General features: G+C 54.7%; 21 protein-coding genes. 14 read left to right on the top strand and 7 right to left on the bottom strand.

Going from position 1 to position 19678, the window contains the following annotated elements:
- Complete coding sequence (locus DW56_RS07745) at positions 1-318, top strand: type IV toxin-antitoxin system YeeU family antitoxin (RefSeq protein ID WP_001683206.1); 318 nt, start codon at positions 1-3, stop codon at positions 316-318.
- A 20-nt stretch (positions 319-338) separates the two neighbouring features.
- Complete coding sequence (locus tag DW56_RS07740) at positions 339-659, top strand: TA system toxin CbtA family protein (RefSeq protein ID WP_021520983.1); 321 nt, start codon at positions 339-341, stop codon at positions 657-659.
- Positions 660-999: 340 nt separating this feature from the next.
- On the opposite strand, the gene DW56_RS07735 is transcribed toward DW56_RS07740, so the two are convergent.
- Positions 1000-1221, bottom strand: coding sequence for a hypothetical protein (locus DW56_RS07735; protein WP_024554504.1), 222 nt, complete (start codon positions 1219-1221; stop codon positions 1000-1002).
- Between the two features lie 1191 nt (positions 1222-2412).
- The gene (locus DW56_RS07730) at positions 2413-2853 is read right to left on the bottom strand and encodes a GNAT family N-acetyltransferase (protein WP_024554505.1); all 441 of its coding nucleotides are present in this window, start codon (positions 2851-2853) and stop codon (positions 2413-2415) included.
- Positions 2854-3043: 190 nt separating this feature from the next.
- Between DW56_RS07730 and DW56_RS07725 the strand changes: the two genes are divergently transcribed.
- Positions 3044-5011 carry a PhoX family protein gene (locus DW56_RS07725; RefSeq protein WP_029589753.1) on the top strand — a complete coding sequence of 656 codons (1968 nt, stop codon included), beginning with the start codon at positions 3044-3046 and terminating at the stop codon, positions 5009-5011.
- Between the two features lie 38 nt (positions 5012-5049).
- Here the strand turns inward: DW56_RS07725 and DW56_RS07720 are convergent, their stop codons facing one another.
- Positions 5050-6876 carry a glycoside hydrolase family 15 protein gene (locus DW56_RS07720; protein WP_024554841.1) on the bottom strand — a complete coding sequence of 609 codons (1827 nt, stop codon included), beginning with the start codon at positions 6874-6876 and terminating at the stop codon, positions 5050-5052.
- 331 nt (positions 6877-7207) lie between these two features.
- On the opposite strand from DW56_RS07720, the gene yncL reads away from it, so the two are divergent.
- Positions 7208-7300, top strand: coding sequence for a stress response membrane protein YncL (gene yncL, locus DW56_RS21470; protein ID WP_071789825.1), 93 nt, complete (start codon positions 7208-7210; stop codon positions 7298-7300).
- A 102-nt stretch (positions 7301-7402) separates the two neighbouring features.
- On the opposite strand, the gene DW56_RS21465 is transcribed toward yncL, so the two are convergent.
- Positions 7403-7561, bottom strand: coding sequence for a YqaE/Pmp3 family membrane protein (locus tag DW56_RS21465; RefSeq protein WP_035889683.1), 159 nt, complete (start codon positions 7559-7561; stop codon positions 7403-7405).
- Positions 7562-8117: 556 nt separating this feature from the next.
- Between DW56_RS21465 and DW56_RS07715 the strand changes: the two genes are divergently transcribed.
- Complete coding sequence (locus DW56_RS07715; protein ID WP_024554842.1) at positions 8118-8297, top strand: hypothetical protein; 180 nt, start codon at positions 8118-8120, stop codon at positions 8295-8297.
- Positions 8298-8325: 28 nt separating this feature from the next.
- Here the strand turns inward: DW56_RS07715 and DW56_RS07710 are convergent, their stop codons facing one another.
- Positions 8326-8661 carry a hypothetical protein gene (locus tag DW56_RS07710; RefSeq protein WP_035892454.1) on the bottom strand — a complete coding sequence of 112 codons (336 nt, stop codon included), beginning with the start codon at positions 8659-8661 and terminating at the stop codon, positions 8326-8328.
- 579 nt (positions 8662-9240) lie between these two features.
- Here DW56_RS07710 and DW56_RS07705 point away from each other — a divergent pair.
- Positions 9241-9693, top strand: coding sequence for an L-alanine exporter AlaE (locus tag DW56_RS07705; RefSeq protein WP_024554844.1), 453 nt, complete (start codon positions 9241-9243; stop codon positions 9691-9693).
- Between the two features lie 59 nt (positions 9694-9752).
- Here DW56_RS07705 and DW56_RS07700 read toward each other — a convergent pair whose 3' ends face one another.
- The gene (locus DW56_RS07700; RefSeq protein ID WP_024554845.1) at positions 9753-10097 is read right to left on the bottom strand and encodes a DUF2002 family protein; all 345 of its coding nucleotides are present in this window, start codon (positions 10095-10097) and stop codon (positions 9753-9755) included.
- A 164-nt stretch (positions 10098-10261) separates the two neighbouring features.
- Here DW56_RS07700 and DW56_RS07695 point away from each other — a divergent pair, with 164 nt between their 5' ends.
- Positions 10262-10597, top strand: a complete 336-nt coding sequence (locus DW56_RS07695; protein WP_024554846.1) for a DUF883 family protein — start codon at positions 10262-10264, stop codon at positions 10595-10597.
- Positions 10598-10629: 32 nt separating this feature from the next.
- Here the strand turns inward: DW56_RS07695 and pdxR are convergent, their stop codons facing one another.
- The gene (gene pdxR, locus DW56_RS07690; RefSeq protein WP_035889704.1) at positions 10630-11997 is read right to left on the bottom strand and encodes a MocR-like pyridoxine biosynthesis transcription factor PdxR; all 1368 of its coding nucleotides are present in this window, start codon (positions 11995-11997) and stop codon (positions 10630-10632) included.
- A gap of 307 nt (positions 11998-12304) precedes the next feature.
- Here pdxR and nrdH point away from each other — a divergent pair, with 307 nt between their 5' ends.
- From nrdH to proX, 7 genes are all read left to right on the top strand, one after another.
- Entirely contained in the window at positions 12305-12553 is a 249-nt protein-coding gene (gene nrdH / locus DW56_RS07685) for a glutaredoxin-like protein NrdH (protein ID WP_024554848.1), read from the top strand.
- Positions 12550-12960: a class Ib ribonucleoside-diphosphate reductase assembly flavoprotein NrdI gene (nrdI, locus tag DW56_RS07680; RefSeq protein ID WP_024554849.1), complete on the top strand. Its 411-nt coding sequence runs from the start codon at positions 12550-12552 to the stop codon at positions 12958-12960. The genes nrdH and nrdI overlap by 4 nt, the downstream gene beginning before the upstream one ends.
- Entirely contained in the window at positions 12933-15077 is a 2145-nt protein-coding gene (gene nrdE / locus DW56_RS07675) for a class 1b ribonucleoside-diphosphate reductase subunit alpha (protein WP_024554850.1), read from the top strand. Before nrdI ends, nrdE begins: the two co-directional genes overlap by 28 nt.
- A gap of 9 nt (positions 15078-15086) precedes the next feature.
- The gene (gene nrdF / locus DW56_RS07670) at positions 15087-16049 is read left to right on the top strand and encodes a class 1b ribonucleoside-diphosphate reductase subunit beta (RefSeq protein ID WP_024554851.1); all 963 of its coding nucleotides are present in this window, start codon (positions 15087-15089) and stop codon (positions 16047-16049) included.
- 353 nt (positions 16050-16402) lie between these two features.
- Positions 16403-17605, top strand: coding sequence for a glycine betaine/L-proline ABC transporter ATP-binding protein ProV (proV, locus tag DW56_RS07665; RefSeq protein ID WP_024554852.1), 1203 nt, complete (start codon positions 16403-16405; stop codon positions 17603-17605).
- Positions 17598-18671, top strand: a complete 1074-nt coding sequence (gene proW / locus DW56_RS07660) for a glycine betaine/L-proline ABC transporter permease ProW (RefSeq protein WP_024554853.1) — start codon at positions 17598-17600, stop codon at positions 18669-18671. The genes proV and proW overlap by 8 nt, the downstream gene beginning before the upstream one ends.
- Before the next feature lie 86 nt (positions 18672-18757).
- The coding region (proX, locus tag DW56_RS07655) for a glycine betaine/L-proline ABC transporter substrate-binding protein ProX (RefSeq protein WP_035889700.1) at positions 18758-19678 on the top strand (921 nt) is incomplete at its 3' end.

Raw genomic sequence — 19678 nt, 5'->3', positions numbered from 1 at the left:
ATGAGCAACATCACATGGGGGCTGCAGCGGGATATCACGCCACGCCTGGGAGCCCGTCTGGTGCAGGAGGGGAACCGGCTGCATTATCTGGCTGACCGGGCCAGCATCACTGGTAAATTCAGTGACGTCGAATGCCGTAAGCTGGATGAAACATTCCCGCACTTTATCAGCCAGATGGAGTCGATGCTGACCACCGATGAACTGAATCCCCGCCATGCCCACTGCGTCACCCTGTACCACAATGGTTTCACCTGCGAAGCCGACACCCTTGGCAGTTGCGGCTACATATACATCACCGTTTATCCTACTCAACGATAACTAATTTCACGAGAGCAAACATGAAAACTCTACCTGCAACGACTTTGTGGGCGGCTAAACCATGCCTGTCACCAGTGATCGTATGGCAAATGCTTCTTTCACGCCTGCTGGATCAGCACTATGGCCTGACACTGAACGACACGCCATTCAGTGATGAAACTGTGATTAAGGAACATATCGATGCCGGTATCTCTTTAGCCGATGCCGTTAATTTTCTGGTGGAAAAATACGAACTGGTTCGCATCGATCGTAAGGGGTTTAGCTGGCAAGAACAGTCGCCTTTTATTACTGCTGTAGACATTCTAAAAGCCAGACGGGCTATGAGGGAAATGAGAACTTAAGTAGTATCAGTTTTCTTCCCACACCCCATCTCTTTACTGGGTAAAAAAGGTAAAAATATTTTTAGGCACCATATTAGGCACCATCACAAAGTTGAATTAGAATTTAGATCATATAATTCAACTAATTACAGCACCAATTCAGACTCCACCAGCCAAATAAAACAAGGGGTTACGCGAAAGCGTAGCCCCTTTTTGTTGCCCGGTGTCCATTTAGCGTCCAGCTGGCAAAATTTTCATGCTCTGTGAATACCACGGGGCGATGCCTGCCATGCAGTTGATACAAACAAAAAAGGTTACGTTTTCACGTAACCTTTCTGTTGGTTCTTCGGGTCGTTAGTTTCTAAGCTTCGCCTTTCACTATATCCATGACCCAGGCAACCACATACGCAAGCACAAGAAAGCCGACGAACCCGGCTAGCTTCATTCCCCATCCATCCAGAATGAAGAGGCTACCAAGCGCAGCAAACGAACAAAGGCTAGTGAACAGGGCTTCAATCATGTTTGCGGACTGAACCCCTATGAATTTGCAAAATTTAGCGAGCGAGGATTTTGCAGATTTCATTTTCAATACCTTTGCATTGTATCGGGTGGCTATTAATGTACATCAGGTATGGCTCCTGCTCTCTTTCAGCAAGAAAATAGACCATATCTAAATTCATGGTGACACTTTAAAATAAGTTTGGGGATACCTGGCTTTCATCCGTCTGGATGCCCTGGCTGCTTCTTCTATCATTCCCTGAATCATGACAATGTTGAAAGTTACCGCTGAAGCGACGCGCGTTACACGGCTCATAACTTTACTCATTTTCACGCGGCGGATTATCTTGTCTGCTATCACTTTAGTAATAGCTGCCTGTACACCTACACGACTTCCCAGCTTCGCATCCGAATAATTCAACTTGTTATTAATTGCGCTTTTACTTTTTTCATCCAGCTTATTATAAAAATCATTAATAACCGTTGTAACAAGCTGCCTGATCGGCCCTTCATTAGTAGCTAAGTTTTAAGCACCCGGAAAAAACGCTCATTCTCTAATTCGTTACGCGCTCTTAGTTGGCGATCGATAAGGCCAGTACTTTCATACATCCTGACAGCGGATAGATATAACCCCTCAGGGATCGAGGCCAGACCGTCAACAATGCCTAAAGCGATTAATTTTGCGTCCATACAATCCATCTGATGAAATAGGCGGTGTAGAAAATCTAATCAAAACATAATTATCTTAGTAACCACAAGCCTTTAGCTTAAGAATGACGGTTCTTTCAATCTTTTCAGTAACGAAGCGGCTTTTTTATTGACAGCAGTCAGTGTCCCCTTGTGGTCCCCCTTCCCTCCTTCACAATCAGGTAATGCGGTTTTTGGTAACGGGCTGGGTGGCAAAATAAGCGCACCGAATTGCGGAAGCAACGGCATAATCGTGTTTAACCGATTTCAGTTTTTCAGATTAGGTAAATCTACGCACAGCCCGCGCCATTTCTGGTAATACGGGCTTTTTACGTAAACATCAGCATTCCCGCCTTAGATCCACAAAGCACACATAAAAAATTATTTTTCCCTTTTTTATCTGTGAGTTGCGATATACTTTAGATACTCCGCAGATCCTTTTTACTGAAAAATAATGAAATTCTTTTCAATCTTTTCAGTTCAGGTTTTCCCACAAGCCGCCAGCAATGGCGCGGGCCGGCGGTCTGGCCAGGTAAGCTTCATTACCCTCGTAAAAAGGCAACGTGGAGGGTTGAGCAAAACGCCCTTCTTACCGCTTAAGAGGCTTCCTCAGCATCAGCCGGTAATCACTCACCTCGCCTTTCTTTTCAAGCTCAACGAGCTGGTAGCCGTTTTTAACCAGCATTATCAGCATGCCTGGAAAGCTATTACGCGTTTTAACCGTTATGCTTTTATAGCCATTTTCGGTCGCCCAAATTTCCTGCGCATCCAGCAACGCCTGTGCGACGCCCTCCCTGCGATATTCCGGCAGCACGCCGCCGAGCCAGCTGTAGAAATTATCTTCATCCAGCGCATAACCAAGCTTAAAACCGGCCGCTTCTCCGGCTACGTAAGCCATCAGCGCGCAGGAAACAGCAGCCCCTGTGCGCTGGCGCAGCGCTGCTTTATCCAGCGGCTGAGAGAACTCGGGGATACGATGATACATGCTCACCATTTCATCCTGCGTGGCGTGGGTAATGATAACGGGCATAGCGCTTTTGTCCGGTTGCAAAAAGCAAAGTTTAAAGCGAGAGACGGCAACAAGTAACCCGCTGATTTTTTTGTGTCGTTTCTCCCGGTTCCGTTTTGCGGGGTAATTGTTATAAAAGTGTAACAATCCATCCCTACACTGGCTTGCGTTGTTCGACCGCCCCTCTGGCAGCACATGACAGGAAGCCACTATGAGCAGACCATTAATCAAAAAAGAACACAGTGAAGAAATCAGCAACCGCAGCAGCAACCCGGTCTTTTCCGAGGTTGCCGATGCCTTTCTTTCCCGCCGCCGCTTTTTGCAGTTGGGGGTGGTGGCAGGCGCCGCTGTCTCTTTTCCTTTATTACTGAAGTCTGAAAACGCACTGGCCGCCGCTGGCGCCAGCCCGTCAAAAATCGCCAAAGCGGTATCGCTGGGTTTTACCAGCATCCCGGTTTCGACTGAAGATACGGTGATTGTGCCGCAGGGGTATGTCGCCCGCCCGTTCTACCGCTGGGGTGACGCGGTGGGGCTAAAGGGCAATCTGCCGGAATTTAAAAAAGATGGCAGCAATACCACCGACGAGCAGGCCGCGCAGGCAGGCATGCATCATGACGGCATGGCGTGGTTCAGCCTGCCGCAGGGCGGCGAAAGCGCAGAGCACGGACTGCTGGCGATGAACCATGAATACATCGACAACGGCATGCTATTTAAAGACGGCGTGGCGAACTGGAGCGCCGATAAAGCGCGCAAAGGCCAGAACGCCATGGGTGTATCAGTCATTGAAGTGAAGAAAAACGGCCAACAGTGGGAAGTGGTGCGCCCTTCTTCTTTCGCCCGCCGCATTACCGTTAATACGCCGATGCAGCTCAGCGGCCCGGCCCGCCACAATGACCTGATGAAAACCGCCGCCGACAGCAAAGGCGAAGTGGTGCTGGGCACCATGCAGAACTGTGCGAACGGCCATACGCCGTGGGGCACTTACCTCACCTGCGAAGAAAACTGGTCCGATATTTTTGTGAAAAAGGGCGAGATGAACGCCCTGGAAAAACGCTACGGCATCAGCGACAGCGACGACTCGTACCGCTGGAATGAAGTGGACGAGCGCTTCAGCGTTGATAAAACCCCGAACGAGCCAAACCGCTTCGGTTGGGTGGTGGAGATTGACCCGTATAACCCGACTTCCACGCCGCGCAAACACACTGCGCTGGGGCGCATCAAGCATGAAGGCGCCGCAGTAACCCTCGCGCCGGATAACCGCGTGGTCGTCTACATGGGTGACGACCAGAAATTCGAATACATCTATAAGTTTGTCTCAGATAAAAAATATGACCCGGCGAACCGCGAGGCGAACCTGTCGCTGCTGGAATCCGGCACGCTATACGTGGCGAAATTCAACGAAGACGGCAGCGGCGAATGGCTGCCGCTGGTGCACGGCCAGAACGGCCTCGACAGCAGCAACGGCTTTGCAAACCAGGGCGATCTGCTGATTAAAACCCGCATGGCCGCGGATGTTGTCGGCGCAACGAAAATGGACCGCCCGGAGTGGATTGCCGTAGACCCGCACGCTGCCGGCAGCGTCTACTGTACGCTGACCAACAACAGCGACCGCGGCAAAGAAGGCAAAGCGCCGGTGGATGCCGCCAACCCGCGCGCCAATAACGTTTTCGGCCATATCATGCACTGGGTGGAAGAGAACAGCGACCCGGCCTCCCCGCGCTTTAAGTGGGATATTCTGGTTATGGCGGGCCGCACCGATGGCGACGACGAAAAAGCGAAAGGCTCAATGAAAGGCGCCGCGTTCGGCAGCCCGGACGGCCTTTCTTTCGATCCGCGCGGCGTGCTCTGGATCCAGACTGATGTCTCCTCCAGCACCATCAACAAAAAAGCGTACGAAGGAATGGGCAACAACCAGATGGTGGCGACGATCCCTGGCAGCAATGAATATCGTCGCTTCCTGACCGGTCCGCGCGGCTGCGAAATTACCGGCATCGCCTTCACGCCGGATAACCGCACGCTGTTTATCAATATTCAGCACCCGGGCGAAGGCGGCGATGACCTTACCGACCCGGCGAACCCGACCGCGGTTTCAACGTGGCCGGATGGCGACAAAGCAGGACGCCCGCGCTCTTCTACGGTGGTTATCACCAAAGCCGACGGCGGCATTATCGGCACCTGATCCCCCGCAACGAAAAGAGGCCCACAGGGCCTCTTTTTTTATACCCGGTGGCCGGGATTATTCTCTGAAAGGGCGTTAGCCGCACAGACAAACGCCAGATGGCTCAGTCCGAGCGGCATATTGCCGCGCCAGCTCTGCGTTCGCGTATCGTACATCTCATTGAAGATCTGAATATTCCCGGTGTTGCAGAGGGTATCCAGGATCTCCTCCAGATCTTTCTGCGCCTGGGCGGTTTTTTTCAGCTCCGCCAGCGCCTCGATGCGCCAGAAGGCGCAGGCGACAAACGTACTCTCTTCCACCTCGACGCCGGAATAGCGATAAAGCATCGGGCTGTTGTGACCAAGCTCCTGGTAAATCGCTTCCAGCGTGGCCAGCATACGCTTGCGGTTAACCTTGCTGCCGTAATAGTGCGTGAGAGTGATGGCGGCATCCAGGCGGTCGCTGCCCGGGTAAAAGGTGTAAGCCTGGCGGGATTCGCTCCAGCAATGCTCTTCCACCCAGTCGCGGATGCGCTCGCGCTCGCGCGCCCAGCGCCCTTTCCATGTCGGCTCGATATGGCCGCCTTCCGCCAGCGCTACCGCCTGGTCCAGCGCCAGCCAGCAGGCCATTTTCGAATGGGTATAATGTTGCTCTTCGGGCAGTTCCCAGATGCCGGAATCGCGCTGGCGCCAGGAGTCTGCGCAGCGGTTCGCCAGATGTCCCAGCAGGCGTGAAGTCGCCAGATCCAGCACATGCCCGACATCAATAAAGAGCCGCGCGGTGGCCAGCAAATCGCCATACATGCTGAGCTGCTGCTGCGTGCGGGCGTTGTTGCCCACCCGCACCGGTTTTGTGCCCCGGTAGCCTTCCAGCTCCGGATAATGTTCTTCGGGCACCCAGTCGCCCTGTAGCGTATAGCAGGCGCGCAGCTCGCCGTCGTGACGCATAATGGTGGAAGTGAGCCAGGAGAACGCCGCCTTACAATCTTCCAGCGCTCCCAGGTACACGAACGATTTAATAATCAGGCAGGCGTCGCGTACCCAGGCGTAGCGGTAATCATAATTTTTTTCATTGCCGAGGCCTTCCGGCAGCGAACTGGTGGCGGAAGCCGCCAGCGCCCCGGTCGGCGCGTACCAGAGAAACTTCAGCGCCAGCGCCGAGCGCTTAACGTGTTTCGGGAACGGCCCTTCCCAGGTGAGGTTGTTGACCCAGTCGCACCAGGCGGCGTGGCTGGTTTCAATACGCTGGTCGATTTTATCCACCGGCGGCACCGCCAGCGGCTCTTTCTCGGTCGCCACCAGCCCGACGATAGCGCGGGAGCCGGGCGACGTAGTCAGTGTCGCCACCAGACCTTCGTCATCGCTGCGATCGATAACAATCTCATCGGAGAAGCGCGGCATGACCATCAGGGCGGCCACATGAAACACGGGCTTATCCTGCACCCGGTCAAGCCACGGCGAGAGCTTTTCCGCCTGGGTGCCAAGCTTCAGCTCCAGGCGCAGCCGCACTTCGCCTTTTATCCCTTCCACCCGGCGCGCCAGTTCGCTCCAGGGCAGGCGCCCGGCAAAGGTGCTGTTCACAGACTCGGTAATTAATACTTCGCCGGAAGCGGTTTTATAACGCGTCTCCAGCACATTGCTGTCGTCACGGTAACTGCGTGACATCTCCCACTCCTCTTCCGGTGCAAGCTTAAAAAAGCCGCCCAGCCCGGCGTCGAGGATGCGGTCAAACAGTGGCGGAGAATCCAGGTTGGGCACGCACCACCAGTCGATGGATCCATCAGGCACTATCAAAGCAACCGAGCGGCCTTCACCAATGGCGGCGTAATCACCCAGTTCGGCGTAGCCTTCTTCTCTGGCCGGAGAGCGATAAGTCTTGTTTTTCACGTAGTGCCGGTTCCTTGATAACAAAAATAATCCGTTGTCCTTCAGGCAAGGGAAAGACAGTGAAACGGTGCTGCTTTTCAGCATAGTACATCTGTGATCGCCATCACTGAGGAAGGAGGCAGAGAGAGAAACGGGCAAAAGTAAAAGGCGTTTAACTTCCTGTTAATAAAAGGCTTTTACCGTTCGTCAGCGGCTCGATGAATTATCCTGCGCATTTTTTTGCAACTTTACCGCTTTCTACTACCTTTGGTGGTAGTCACTGGCTGAACTTTTTTGTCGCTACGCTGCGTCATACTTTTACAATCATGCTCATTTGTTAAAGGTCCGCAAAATGAACGTCTCCAGCAAAACCGTCATTATCCTTAACTGTCTGGCTGCCGCAGGTCTCTTGTTAACCCTTTCAGTGCGTTTTCAATGGCTGTAATTTTGCGTATTGCACCTTAAGAGATGCTGCGGTCTGTCTGCCGCGCCCATGAAAAAAGCCCGCTAATGCGGGCTTTCTTGTTTCTGCGGCTTACGGGCAGGCTTAGTGGCGCGTCTGCACCCAGAAAGCGTGAATAAGGCCCGGGATATAGCCCAGCAGCGTCAGGAGGATATTCAGAATAAACGCCCAGCCAAAACCTTTACCAAGCAGTACGCCCAGCGGCGGCAGAATAATAGTAAAAATGACTCTCCAGAATCCCATAGTTACTCCTGTATTGTCTTTTGCAGGTTCTTGTTAAAACATCAATTTTTATTGAGTTTAGCTGCTGTGAGGCAAATCGCTACCTGCCATACAGGACTTTACGGTTGTTAACGCGGCTATACAGAGGATAAACGAGGCGATTATCCCGGGTCGGGATTAAAAAACCACCGGCATACGGTTATCGCGCTCCTTATTACTTTACCCGGGGGTGTTACATGGCCAGGCTATCCCGCCAGAACAGGCACACTGGCGCTGCGCAAAACCCGCCTCGCGGCCCTTTCGCGCGCACGGCCTGGGTTTATCCACGCTCAGCGCAAGCGACTGGCGTTTCCGCTGCACAAATCTGGCCAGGCCGCTGTGTTCACAGGCAGAGGAAGCATCAGGACGCAGCCAGCCTGTTCGCGTGACGCGACGCAGACCGACGAAACGCCTGACATGCAGGCCACTTAAACATTTCGTTATCTTATTAATAACAAAAGCATTACCGATCCGCTTGTCGGCACGTATTCGCCTGCGCTAATGTTATTGAACAACATCAACAATTCAGGAGGTAAATATGTTTCAGCCAGGCGATCTGGTGCAGCCGCGTCTCGGCGGGCCAAAGCTCAAAGTTCTGGAAGTTCACAGCGACCAGGTTGTCGCCGTGCGCGCCGATGACGAAAACGGCGAAAAATTTACGCTGAAGGCGGCGGATATCGCGCTTTATAAAGAAGACGGCGATTTCGGCGTGTGCTAAAAGCCAGCCCCCTCCAGAGAGGGGGTTCTTATTCCAGCTGCTCCCGCTTCTCTTCTGCATTTGCCTGCCAGCGCGCCAGCGCCATGTAAGCGCTCCAGTCCCGGTAGAGCATCACGATTTTTCCACGCAGTTCCGTCAGCGCCGCTTCACTGTACTGGTTAATAGCGCCGCGCTGCTCGTCGCAAAAATGGCTTTTTATATCGACAAAGATCTGGCGTAAAGACGGGGGGATCTGCCGGGCCGACGTCGCAGTCAGAAAGACCAGCCAGAAGCGCAGCAGGCGTGTTCCTGGCTCCCCTTCGCCGCAAAGCGCAATAAGCGCCTCTTCTAATGCCGCCAGTCTCTGCGCGTAACTCTTTAACATTGTCTTTTCCTCAACGCTTAACATGGCGCCCAGCATAGCGCTGCGTTACTGGCGTTGGGGTTAGTTTGCTTAAACTCTTTTTTGCCGCCCGCTTATCAAATAAAGCGCATCAATAGATGAAGCCTTGCGGCGCACGGGATTGCCTCTACACCCATTGCATAAAAACAGCCATAAAATGAATAAAACTTCACCGCTTCTGTCAGCATAAAACACTAACAAAAGTGCTTTATCAGGATTAATCATTGCCTGTAGGCCTGAATCGTTTCATTCACCGCATTCTGCTCCGTAAAAGAAAAGGTCAGTGCTTTTCTGCGTAATGAATAATATCCACAAGAGCAATTAACCCAATGTTTATAAAGTACTTATTGCACAAAGCAACTAAAAATCATGACTAACCTGTCCAAATGCTTTGTTAAGAGCATTTTGTTAACCAAACGGCTTTAAATAAAAATAAATCGCTAATTGTATGTTAATAGGCAGTCATATAACCTGATGTTATACGTAACCACCTTTGCATAACACTATCCAGCAGCCATCTGGCTGGATTTTTGCGCCATTGATTTTCAGGAGTAATAAAAGATGTTCTCGCCGCATTCTCGCCTGCGTCACGCCGTTGCCGACACGGTCGCCATGGTAGTGTATTGCTTCGTCGTGGGGATGATGATTGAAATTTTTATCTCCGGGATGAGTTTTCAGCAATCGCTCTCTTCGCGCCTGGTTTCCATTCCGGTGAATATCGTTATCGCCTTTCCCTATGGGGTTTATCGCGATCTGATCCTGCGCCAGGCGCAGCGTCTGAGCCCGGCGCGAACGGTAAGAAGCCTTGCGGATATGCTGGCGTATGTCACGTTCCAGTCGCCGGTTTACGCAGCGATATTGCTTTTCGTCGGCGCTGACGGGCAGCAAATCGTCACGGCGGTTAGCTCAAATATGGTGGTATCAATGCTGATGGGCGCGGCTTATGGCTATTTTCTGGAATATTGCCGCCGCCTGTTCCGGGTGAGCGCCGCGCCAGTGAGCGCCGAAGCGTGAGAAATGCCTGAAGGGTAAAGCGTCAAAGAAGCGCGACAGGGTAAAGCCTGTCGCGTTTTTTATTGCGGCTCGCCAAAAAGGCCGGAGAGATAGCGCTCCAGCGCCATGCGTGAACTAAAACCGTGCGGGATCCCGTAATGTTCCTGCGCTTCGCCGCCCAGGTAGAGAGGAAACTGCTGGTAGTGATCGCAGGTTTTCATTTCCGAAGCGGGTTCTGCCAGCGATGAGCTGCGCTCTTTCAGCGTCGGATGAATAATCAGCGCCGTACGGCCCATCCGCGCTTCGCGATTCACATAGACATAATTTTCACCGCGGCGGTAACCGTAGGTTTTGGGCGTCACCACATCCATCGTAAAGCCAGCTTTTTCCAGAACGCGCGCCACCTCGTCGGGTCGTAAATACATACCTTTTCCTCGTCATTTTCTTACTGCATCGCAACCTTACAATAAGCAGCATTAGCAGGGCTTTCGGAAAAGTCCATAAACGCCCGCACAAGGCGTGACGGGCTTCAAGCGGCAAAAATGTGGTCTACACTGTTAACTACATGACTGAAAAGGGAGGATTCACAATGGCTGATAAATTTACCCGTAATGATGCCCGCGAAGGCGTACAGGAAATTAACGACGATGTGAGCCGTCTGGCAGATTCGCTGGAAGAGGTGCTGAAGTCCTGGGGCAGCGATGCCAAAGACGAAGCGGACAACGCCCGTCGCAAAGCGGAGTCGCTGCTGCGCGAAACCCGCGCCCGTATGCAAGGCCGTAATCGCGTTTCGCAGGCAGCCTGCGACGCCGTAGGCTGCGCCGACACGTTCGTGCGTGAAAAACCGTGGTGCAGCGTCGGCATCGGCGCGACCGTCGGTCTGGTGCTTGGCGCTCTGCTGGCTGGTTCTTCCTGCCGTCGCTAAGAAATTTCCCTCCCCGGTTTTGCCGGGGAGCGTTATTTTAAGGCTTCGCGCAGCGCGCGGGCCTGCTTTCTCGCCTGTTCCGGCGAGACAATATTGGTAAAGCTCATCAGCAACCCGCTCTCTCCTTTGTGTGCCATGCGCCAGTCGCTTATCGCCTGTACCGCAAGCCCTGCCTTCACCGCTTTACTCGCCATTTCGCTGTCGTTTCCGGTTACCGGCACCACAAGCTGAATGCCGCCCTGCTGCGGCGTGACCGCAAAGCCCTGCTCCGCCAGCGCGCTTTCCAGCCACTGGCGACGCTGCCCATAGCAGTGGCGCATTTTCTTCAGGTGCCGCCAGAAATGCCCCTCGCGGATAAAGTCGGCAATGGTGTGTTGATAAAGCGGCGGCACCGTACACGGCAGATGTTGCGCCACCTGGCGAAACGCGGCCACGCACTGCGGCGGCGCCACCAGCCAGGCGGTGCGCAGCGCCGGAAAAAGCGATTTGCTGAAGGTGCCTGCGTAGATCACACGCTGCGGCGCATCGAGACTTTTTACCGGCGGCAACGGTTTGCCGTGATAGCGGAATTCGCTGTCGTAATCGTCTTCTATCACCCAGCGATCGTTAAGCGCCGCCCAGTCGAGCAGTTCGCGGCGGCGCGGTAGCGAAAGCGCCACGCCCAGCGGGCTCTGGTGCGCTGGCGTGATAAGCGCGAACCGGGCGTCCGGGTAGCGTTGACTTCCCTGGCGAATATCCATGCCTTCGCTATCCACCGCCACCGGGCAGAAGCGCAGCCCCGCCTGCGCCAGCACCGGACGAATAAACGGAAAGCCGGGATCTTCCAGGAAAATGCCCTCACCCGGCTGGGCCAGCGCGCGCAGCGCAAGGGTCATCGCCATGCTGTAGCCTGCGGTAATGAATACCTGCTCCGGCTGGCAATCGATGCTGCGCGAAAAGCGCAGGTAATCGACAATGGCCTGACGCAGCACGGCTTCCCCCTCGCACGGCGGCGCGGCCAGGTCAAAGCGGGTTTGCAGCCGCAATCGGCGTCCCATCAGGCGCGACCAGAGCGCGCGCGGGAAGGCGTCGAGCGCGGGCAGGCCCATCTGAAACGGCAACGGCTCGCGGTTGCCGGCAGGCGGCGCGCTTGTGGTGAATGCGGGTTGCGCGGGCGAGAGCGTCTGGCTGACGAAGGTCCCCGCCTGCCCGCGCCGTTCCAGCCATCCTTGCGCCGCCAGATCACCATACGCGTTTTCAATGGTGGCGCGGGCAACGCCCATCTCCAGCGCCATCGTCCGGCTGGAAGGAAGCCGACTGCCCGGCAAAAGCTCGCCGCTGAGGATAGCCTGCGTAAGCTGGCGGGCAATCTGTTGATAACGCGGCAGCGCATGCCTGGCTGCGTCCTTTTCCTGCTTCATGGTCTGTCCGCCTCTGTTATTTTCATAAACCATCGCAGACCATTACAGGATGCAGACCTGCTTGCCAACCTCTTATTTTCTTTCTTAACGATTCCGTTATCTCGCTCTGCGCCCTTTTTTGACGGGCTTTCACGCTCCGGGGTCGGTATGCCGTTGCGTTGGACATCCCTCTTACATCAATCGAAAAATCCCATATATTGCGCGGTTGAAAGTAATGGCAACTATATCTAGTATTTCCTTTAACAACGACTCCCCTGCTTCCTCGCGTCTGCGCGGCAGCATTCTACTTATAAGGGAAATACGAATCATGCGCATACTCATTTACACCCGCAATGACTGTGTACAGTGCCACGCCACTAAAAGGGCCATGGAAAGCCGTGGTTTGCGCTTTGAGCTGATCAACATCGACGAACAGCCGCACGCCGCAGACGAGCTGCGCGCCCAGGGCTTTCGCCAGTTGCCGGTGGTGGTGACAGATGAAACCAGCTGGAGCGGCTTTCGCCCCGACATGATCAACCGCCTGCGCCCCGGCGGCGGTCTTGCGGCCAGCGCATGAGCGCGCTGGTCTACTTCTCCAGCGCGTCGGAAAACACACACCGTTTTATCACGCGCCTGGGGTTGCCGGCTGAGCGTATCCCGCTCGATATGCACAGCCGGTTGCAGGTAGACGAGCCTTATATCCTGGTGGTGCCCACTTACGGGGGCGGCGGTACGGCAGGCGCTGTTCCGCGCCAGGTGATTCAGTTTCTTAACGATGAACATAACCGTTCGCTGTTGCGAGGCGTAATTGCCGCCGGCAACCGTAACTTTGGCGACGGTTTCTGCCGCGCCGGGGATGTCATCGCCCAAAAATGTCACGTGCCTTACCTCTACCGTTTTGAGCTGATGGGCACGCAGGCCGATATCGATAACGTGCGTAAGGGAGTAAGCGAATTTTGGCAACGACAGAAATCACCCGCGTAGCGCAGAGCGCGCCGGATTATCACGCGCTGAACGCCATGCTGAATCTTTACGATAAAGCAGGCCGCATTCAGTTTAAGAAAGATAAAGAGGCGGTAGCGGCGTTCATGGCCCAGCATGTCTTGCCAAACAGCGTGGCTTTTACACATCCCCAGGCGCGCCTCGACTACCTGGTAGCCGAAGGCTACTACGACAACAGCGTGCTGCAACGCTACAACCCCGATTTCGTACAGAGGCTGTTTGAGCGCGCCCACGACAGCGGCTTTCAGTTTCAGACCTTCCTCGGCGCCTGGAAGTTTTACACCAGCTACACGCTGAAAACCTTCGATGGCAAACGCTATCTTGAGCATTTCGAAGATCGCGCCTGCATGGTGGCGCTCACCCTCGGTCAGGGCGATGAAGCGCTTGCCAGCCAGCTGCTCCAGGAAATAGTAAGCGGCCGCTTCCAGCCCGCGACGCCAACTTTCCTTAACAGCGGAAAAATGCAGCGCGGCGAGCTGGTCTCCTGCTTCCTGTTGCGTATTGAAGACAATATGGAATCCATCGGGCGCGCGGTGAACTCGGCGCTGCAACTCTCCAAACGCGGCGGCGGCGTGGCTTTTTCGCTCTCTAACCTGCGTGAAGCGGGCGCGCCCATTAAGCGCATCGAGAATCAGTCTTCAGGCGTCATTCCCGTTATGAAAATGCTTGAAGACGCCTTCTCTTACGCGAATCAGCTCGGCGCGCGTCAGGGCGCAGGGGCGGTCTACCTGAACGCCCACCACCCGGATATTTTGCGTTTTTTCGATACCAAACGCGAAAACGCCGATGAGAAAATCCGTATCAAGACGCTCTCCCTTGGCGTGGTGATCCCGGACATTACCTTCCAGCTTGCCAAAACCAACGCGCAGATGGCGCTTTTCTCCCCTTATGACGTGGAACGCCTGTACGGCAAGCCGTTTGGCGATATCTCCGTGACGGAAATGTACGAACAACTGGTCGCGGATGAGCGCGTGCGCAAAACGTACATTAACGCCCGGGATTTCTTCCAGACGCTGGCGGAAATTCAGTTTGAGTCCGGCTATCCGTACATCATGTTTGAAGATACGGTTAACCGCGCCAACCCGATTGCCGGACGGGTCAACATGAGCAACCTGTGCTCGGAAATTTTACAAGTCAACAGCCCGTCGACCTATGACGAAAATCTTGACTATGCGCAGGTGGGCAAAGACATCTCCTGCAACTTAGGCTCGCTGAACATCGCTCACACCATGGATTCGCCGGACTTTGGCCGCACGGTGGAGGTGGCGGTACGCGCCCTGACGGCGGTTTCCGACATGAGCCATATCCGCAGCGTGCCGTCGATTGAAGCGGGCAACGCGCAGTCACACGCCATCGGGCTTGGGCAGATGAACCTGCACGGTTACCTGGCGCGGGAAGGGATCCCCTACGGCTCGCCGGAAGGGCTCGACTTCACTAATATCTATTTCTACACCATCACCTGGCATGCGCTTAACACCTCGATGAAACTGGCGCGCGAGCGTGGACAGCGCTTCGCCGGGTTTGAGCAGTCGCGCTACGCCAGCGGCGAATATTTCGATAAATACCTTGAGCAGACCTGGCAGCCGAAAACACCCAAAGTGCAGGCATTGTTCGACCGCGCGGGCATCGTCATTCCCACCCAGGCGATGTGGCGCGAGTTGCGTGAAGCGGTCATGCGCTTTGGCCTTTACAACCAGAACCTACAGGCGGTGCCGCCTACCGGATCTATCTCTTACATCAACCATGCGACATCGAGTATCCACCCGATTGTCTCGAAAATTGAAATTCGTAAAGAGGGAAAAACCGGGCGCGTTTATTACCCGGCGCCCTTTATGACCAATGAAAACCTGGCGCTCTATCAGGACGCCTATGAAATCGGCCCTGAGAAGATCATCGACACCTACGCCGAGGCGACGCGCCATGTCGACCAGGGGTTATCGCTTACCCTTTTCTTCCCGGATACCGCTACCACGCGCGACATCAACAGAGCGCAGATTTACGCCTGGAAGAAAGGCATTAAGACGCTCTACTACATTCGTCTGCGTCAGCTGGCGCTGGAAGGAACCGAAATCGAAGGCTGCGTTTCGTGCGCCCTGTGAGGAAGTAAAATGACCCGTTTAAGCCGCATATCCGCGATTAACTGGAACAAAATCCAGGATGAGAAAGATTTAGAGGTGTGGAACCGTCTGACCAGCAACTTCTGGCTGCCGGAGAAAGTGCCGCTCTCGAATGACATTCCGGCGTGGCAAACCCTGTCCCCGCAGGAACAGCAGTTGACGATCCGCGTCTTTACCGGCCTGACGCTGCTCGACACCATCCAGAACACCATCGGCGCGCCAGCGCTGATGGAAGATGCGGTTACGCCGCACGAAGAGGCGGTGCTTTCCAACGTCAGCTTTATGGAAGCGGTGCATGCCCGCTCTTACAGCTCGATTTTCTCCACGCTCTGCCAGACGAAAGCGGTGGATGCCGCCTACGCCTGGAGCGAAGAAAACGCGCCGCTTCAGCGCAAGGCGCAGATTATCCTTGAGCACTACCGCCGCGACGACCCGCTAAAGAAAAAAATCGCCAGCGTTTTTCTGGAATCTTTTCTTTTCTACTCCGGCTTTTATCTGCCGATGTACTGGTCGAGCCGCGGGCGGCTTACCAATACCGCCGATCTTATTCGCCTGATAATTCGCGACGAAGCCGTACACGGTTATTACATTGGCTACAAATACCAGCAGGGGCTTGCGAAAGCAGATGCCGCGCGCCGCGAGGAGCTGAAAAGCTTCGCGCTGGATTTGCTGATGGATCTCTATGACAACGAGCTGGCTTACACCGAAGCGCTGTATGGCGATGTCGGCTGGACAGACGACGTTAACGCGTTTCTCTGCTACAACGCTAACAAGGCGTTAATGAACCTGGGTTACGAGGCGTTATTCCCGGCGGAAATGGCGGAAGTTAACCCGGCAATCCTCGCCGCGCTTTCGCCTAATGCCGATGAAAACCATGACTTTTTCTCCGGCTCCGGTTCGTCTTATGTTATGGGCAAAGCGGTGGAAACGGTCGACGAAGACTGGGATTTTTAATTCTCCCCGGCACGCCAATAATCGCCTTATTTTCGTGCCGGTTATTTTCCCTTCCTCACCTTTTTTAGGCGCCATTATTTCATTGCTATTACAGGCAACTATTTCCTCTGATTACCCCGATAAACAACGGTAATTTCCGCTAAATCGCCCTGCGCCTGAAGAAAACCTCCCGATAATTTCATTCGCGCTCAGCCCTTATATCATGGGGGCTTCAGCCGATTATGACGAACAAATGACGGGTAGCATTCGACATTAAGGGTTGTCTCAGAATCTGAGTATGCTAGGGTATAGCCCGATCATTATTTCCATCAGGAATTATTTAGCGCATAAAATAACAGGAACGCTGATATTGCATGGCAATTAAATTAGAAATCAAAAATTTGTATAAAATATTTGGAGAGAATCCACATCGCGCCTTTAAATATATAGATAAAGGTTTGTCGAAAGCAGAAATTCTGGAAAAGACCGGGCTGTCGGTTGGCGTAAAAGACGCCACTCTGGCCATTGAAGAAGGCGAGATATTCGTGATCATGGGATTATCCGGCTCCGGAAAATCCACCCTGGTTCGCCTTCTCAATCGCCTGATTGAACCCACCCGCGGGCAGGTGCTGATTGATGGCGTGGATATCGCCACGGTTTCAGACGCCGAGCTTCGCGAGGTGCGCAGGAAAAAGATTGCGATGGTCTTTCAGTCCTTTGCCCTGATGCCGCACATGACGGTGGTGGACAATACCGCTTTCGGCATGGAGCTGGCGGGCGTGCCGCAGAAAGCGCGTCTTGAAAAAGCGCTCGACGCGCTGCGTCAGGTGGGCCTTGAAAATTACGCGCACGCTTACCCCGATGAACTTTCCGGCGGCATGCGCCAGCGCGTTGGTCTTGCCCGCGCGCTGGCTATTAATCCTGATATTTTATTAATGGATGAAGCATTCTCAGCCCTCGACCCGTTAATTCGTAATGAAATGCAGGACGAATTAATTAAATTACAGGCGAAGCATCAGCGCACCATTGTATTTATTTCTCACGATCTCGATGAAGCCATGCGTATTGGCGACCGTATCGCCATTATGCAAAATGGTGAAGTGGTGCAGGTCGGTACGCCGGATGAAATACTTAATAATCCGGCAAATGATTATGTGCGCACCTTCTTTCGCGGCGTGGATATTAGCCAGGTTTTCAGCGCCAAAGATATTGCCCGTCGTACTCCTGTAGGGTTATTGCGTAAAACGCCCGGTTTCGGGCCGCGTTCGGCAATGAAATTATTGCAGGATGAGGACCGGGAATTTGGTTACGTGATCGAACGCGGCAATAAATTTGTCGGCACGGTTTCTATTGATTCCCTTAAAGCGGCGCTGGCGGCAGGCCAGGGGCTGGATAACGCCCTGCTGGAAGCTCCGGCGGCGGTTAACGCTGAAACGCCGCTTAGCGAACTGCTCTCGCCGGTCGGGATGGCGCCCTGCGCCGTGCCGGTAGTCGGCGAAGAGCAGCAGTACATCGGCATTATCTCTAAAGGAATGCTGTTGCAGGCTTTAGATCGCGAGGGGGCAACCAATGGCTGATCAAAACAATCCGTGGGATACCAGCGCCACGAGCGCCACTGAAACCGCCGCGGCCAGCAACGGCGCTGACGCATGGGGCAGCCCGACGCCCGCGCCCGACGGCGGCAGCGCCGACTGGCTTACCAGCGCGCCTGCGCCGCAGCCGGAGCATTTCACGCTTCTCGATCCGTTCCATAAGACGCTGATCCCGCTGGACAGCTGGGTGACGCAGGGGATCGACTGGGTAGTGTTGCATTTCCGTCCGCTGTTTCAGGGCATTCGCGTGCCGGTGGATTATATCCTCAGCGCTTTCCAGCAGTTGCTGCTGGGCATGCCCGCGCCGGTAGCGATTCTTATTTTCGCGCTGCTGGCCTGGCAGATTTCAAGCTTCGGCATGGGGGTAGCGACGCTGGTTTCCCTCGTCCTTATCGGCACCATCGGCGCCTGGTCTCAGGCGATGGTGACGCTGGCGCTGGTGCTAACCGCCCTGCTCTTCTGCGTGGTGATAGGGTTGCCGCTCGGCATCTGGCTTGCCCGCAGTCCGCGCGCGTCAAAGATTATTCGCCCGCTGCTGGACGCCATGCAAACCACTCCCGCGTTTGTTTACCTGGTGCCCATCGTCATGCTGTTCGGCATCGGCAACGTGCCGGGCGTAGTGGTGACCATTATCTTCGCCCTGCCGCCGGTGGTGCGCCTGACTGTCCTCGGCATAAACCAGGTGCCGGCGGATTTGATCGAGGCGGCGCGCTCCTTTGGCTCAAGCCCGCGCCAGATGCTGTTTAAAGTGCAACTGCCGCTGGCGATGCCGACCATCATGGCAGGCATTAACCAGACGCTGATGCTGGCGCTCTCAATGGTGGTGATCGCCTCGATGATAGCCGTGGGCGGTCTCGGCCAGATGGTGCTGCGCGGCATTGGCCGTCTCGACATGGGGCTTGCGACCGTGGGCGGCGTGGGGATTGTTATCCTCGCGATTATCCTTGACCGCCTGACCCAGGCGGTGGGCCGCGACGCGCGAAGCCGCGGCAACCGCCGCTGGTACGCCACCGGGCCGCTGGGCCTGCTGACTCGTCCCTTCATCCGTTAACGCTTTTGCCCGGCGGCGCGTTTCGCCGGGCGCCTTTCCTTAAGGCGGCCATGCCGCCGTCACACCTGAAGATAAAAGGAATAACGATGCGACATTCTGTTCTTTTCGCCACAGCCTTTGCCACACTCGTTAGCACTACCGCTTTCGCCGCCGACCTGCCGGGTAAGGGCGTGACGGTACAACCGGTGCAGAGCACCATTTCTGAAGAGACATTCCAGACGCTGATTGTCAGCCGCGCGCTGGAGAAGCTCGGCTACACCGTTAACAAGCCAAGCGAAGTGGATTACAACGTGGGTTATACCTCTATTGCTTCCGGCGATGCGACCTTTACCGCCGTGAACTGGCAACCGCTGCACGATGACATGTACGCCGCAGCAGGCGGCGATAATAAATTTTATCGCGAAGGCATCTATGTGACGGGTGCGGCGCAGGGCTACCTTATCGACAAAAAAACCGCTGAGCAGTATCACATTACCAATATCGCGCAGCTTAAAGATCCGAAAATCGCGAAGCTGTTTGACAGCAACGGCGACGGCAAAGCGGACATGATGGGCTGCACGCCAGGCTGGGGTTGCGAAGCGGTAATTAACCACCAGAACGAAGCGTTCGATCTGGCGAAAACCGTGACCGTGAACCACGGCAACTATGCCGCGATGATGGCGGACACCATCGCCCGCTTTAAAGAAGGCAAGCCGGTGCTTTATTACACCTGGACGCCATACTGGGTAAGCGACGTGCTCAAGCCGGGTAAAGACGTAGTCTGGTTGCAGGTGCCGTTCTCTTCCCTGCCGGGCGAGCAAAAAGGCATCGACACTAAACTGCCGAACGGCGCTAACTATGGCTTCCCGGTGAACACCATGCATATTGTCGCCAATAAAGCCTGGGCGCAGAAAAACCCGGCGGCGGCGAAGCTGTTTGCGGTAATGAAGCTGCCGATCACCGACATCAACGCCGAGAACGCGATGATGCACACCGGCAAATCTTCCGAAGCGGATATTCAGGGTCAC

It is taken from the genome of Franconibacter helveticus LMG 23732 (genome assembly GCF_000463115.2).
Taxonomy (GTDB): domain Bacteria; phylum Pseudomonadota; class Gammaproteobacteria; order Enterobacterales; family Enterobacteriaceae; genus Franconibacter; species Franconibacter helveticus.
This window is presented reverse-complemented; position numbering and strand designations above follow the sequence as displayed.

What these genes read in the sequence shown, in the direction of transcription:
- nrdF (WP_024554851.1), top strand. Translation starts at nt 15,087, where the DNA reads ATGACCCGTTTAAGCCGCATATCCGCGATTAACTGGAACAAAATCCAG.
- DW56_RS07705 (WP_024554844.1), top strand. Translation starts at nt 9,241, where the DNA reads ATGTTCTCGCCGCATTCTCGCCTGCGTCACGCCGTTGCCGACACGGTC.
- DW56_RS07740 (WP_021520983.1), top strand. Translation starts at nt 339, where the DNA reads ATGAAAACTCTACCTGCAACGACTTTGTGGGCGGCTAAACCATGCCTG.
- DW56_RS07745 (WP_001683206.1), top strand. Translation starts at nt 1, where the DNA reads ATGAGCAACATCACATGGGGGCTGCAGCGGGATATCACGCCACGCCTG.
- proW (WP_024554853.1), top strand. Translation starts at nt 17,598, where the DNA reads ATGGCTGATCAAAACAATCCGTGGGATACCAGCGCCACGAGCGCCACT.
- nrdI (WP_024554849.1), top strand. Translation starts at nt 12,550, where the DNA reads ATGAGCGCGCTGGTCTACTTCTCCAGCGCGTCGGAAAACACACACCGT.
- proV (WP_024554852.1), top strand. Translation starts at nt 16,403, where the DNA reads ATGGCAATTAAATTAGAAATCAAAAATTTGTATAAAATATTTGGAGAG.
- nrdH (WP_024554848.1), top strand. Translation starts at nt 12,305, where the DNA reads ATGCGCATACTCATTTACACCCGCAATGACTGTGTACAGTGCCACGCC.
- pdxR (WP_035889704.1), bottom strand. Translation starts at nt 11,997, where the DNA reads ATGAAGCAGGAAAAGGACGCAGCCAGGCATGCGCTGCCGCGTTATCAA.
- yncL (WP_071789825.1), top strand. Translation starts at nt 7,208, where the DNA reads ATGAACGTCTCCAGCAAAACCGTCATTATCCTTAACTGTCTGGCTGCC.
- DW56_RS21465 (WP_035889683.1), bottom strand. Translation starts at nt 7,561, where the DNA reads ATGGGATTCTGGAGAGTCATTTTTACTATTATTCTGCCGCCGCTGGGC.
- DW56_RS07700 (WP_024554845.1), bottom strand. Translation starts at nt 10,097, where the DNA reads ATGTATTTACGACCCGACGAGGTGGCGCGCGTTCTGGAAAAAGCTGGC.
- DW56_RS07695 (WP_024554846.1), top strand. Translation starts at nt 10,262, where the DNA reads ATGGCTGATAAATTTACCCGTAATGATGCCCGCGAAGGCGTACAGGAA.
- DW56_RS07710 (WP_035892454.1), bottom strand. Translation starts at nt 8,661, where the DNA reads ATGTTAAAGAGTTACGCGCAGAGACTGGCGGCATTAGAAGAGGCGCTT.
- DW56_RS07735 (WP_024554504.1), bottom strand. Translation starts at nt 1,221, where the DNA reads ATGAAATCTGCAAAATCCTCGCTCGCTAAATTTTGCAAATTCATAGGG.
- DW56_RS07730 (WP_024554505.1), bottom strand. Translation starts at nt 2,853, where the DNA reads ATGCCCGTTATCATTACCCACGCCACGCAGGATGAAATGGTGAGCATG.
- DW56_RS07715 (WP_024554842.1), top strand. Translation starts at nt 8,118, where the DNA reads ATGTTTCAGCCAGGCGATCTGGTGCAGCCGCGTCTCGGCGGGCCAAAG.
- DW56_RS07725 (WP_029589753.1), top strand. Translation starts at nt 3,044, where the DNA reads ATGAGCAGACCATTAATCAAAAAAGAACACAGTGAAGAAATCAGCAAC.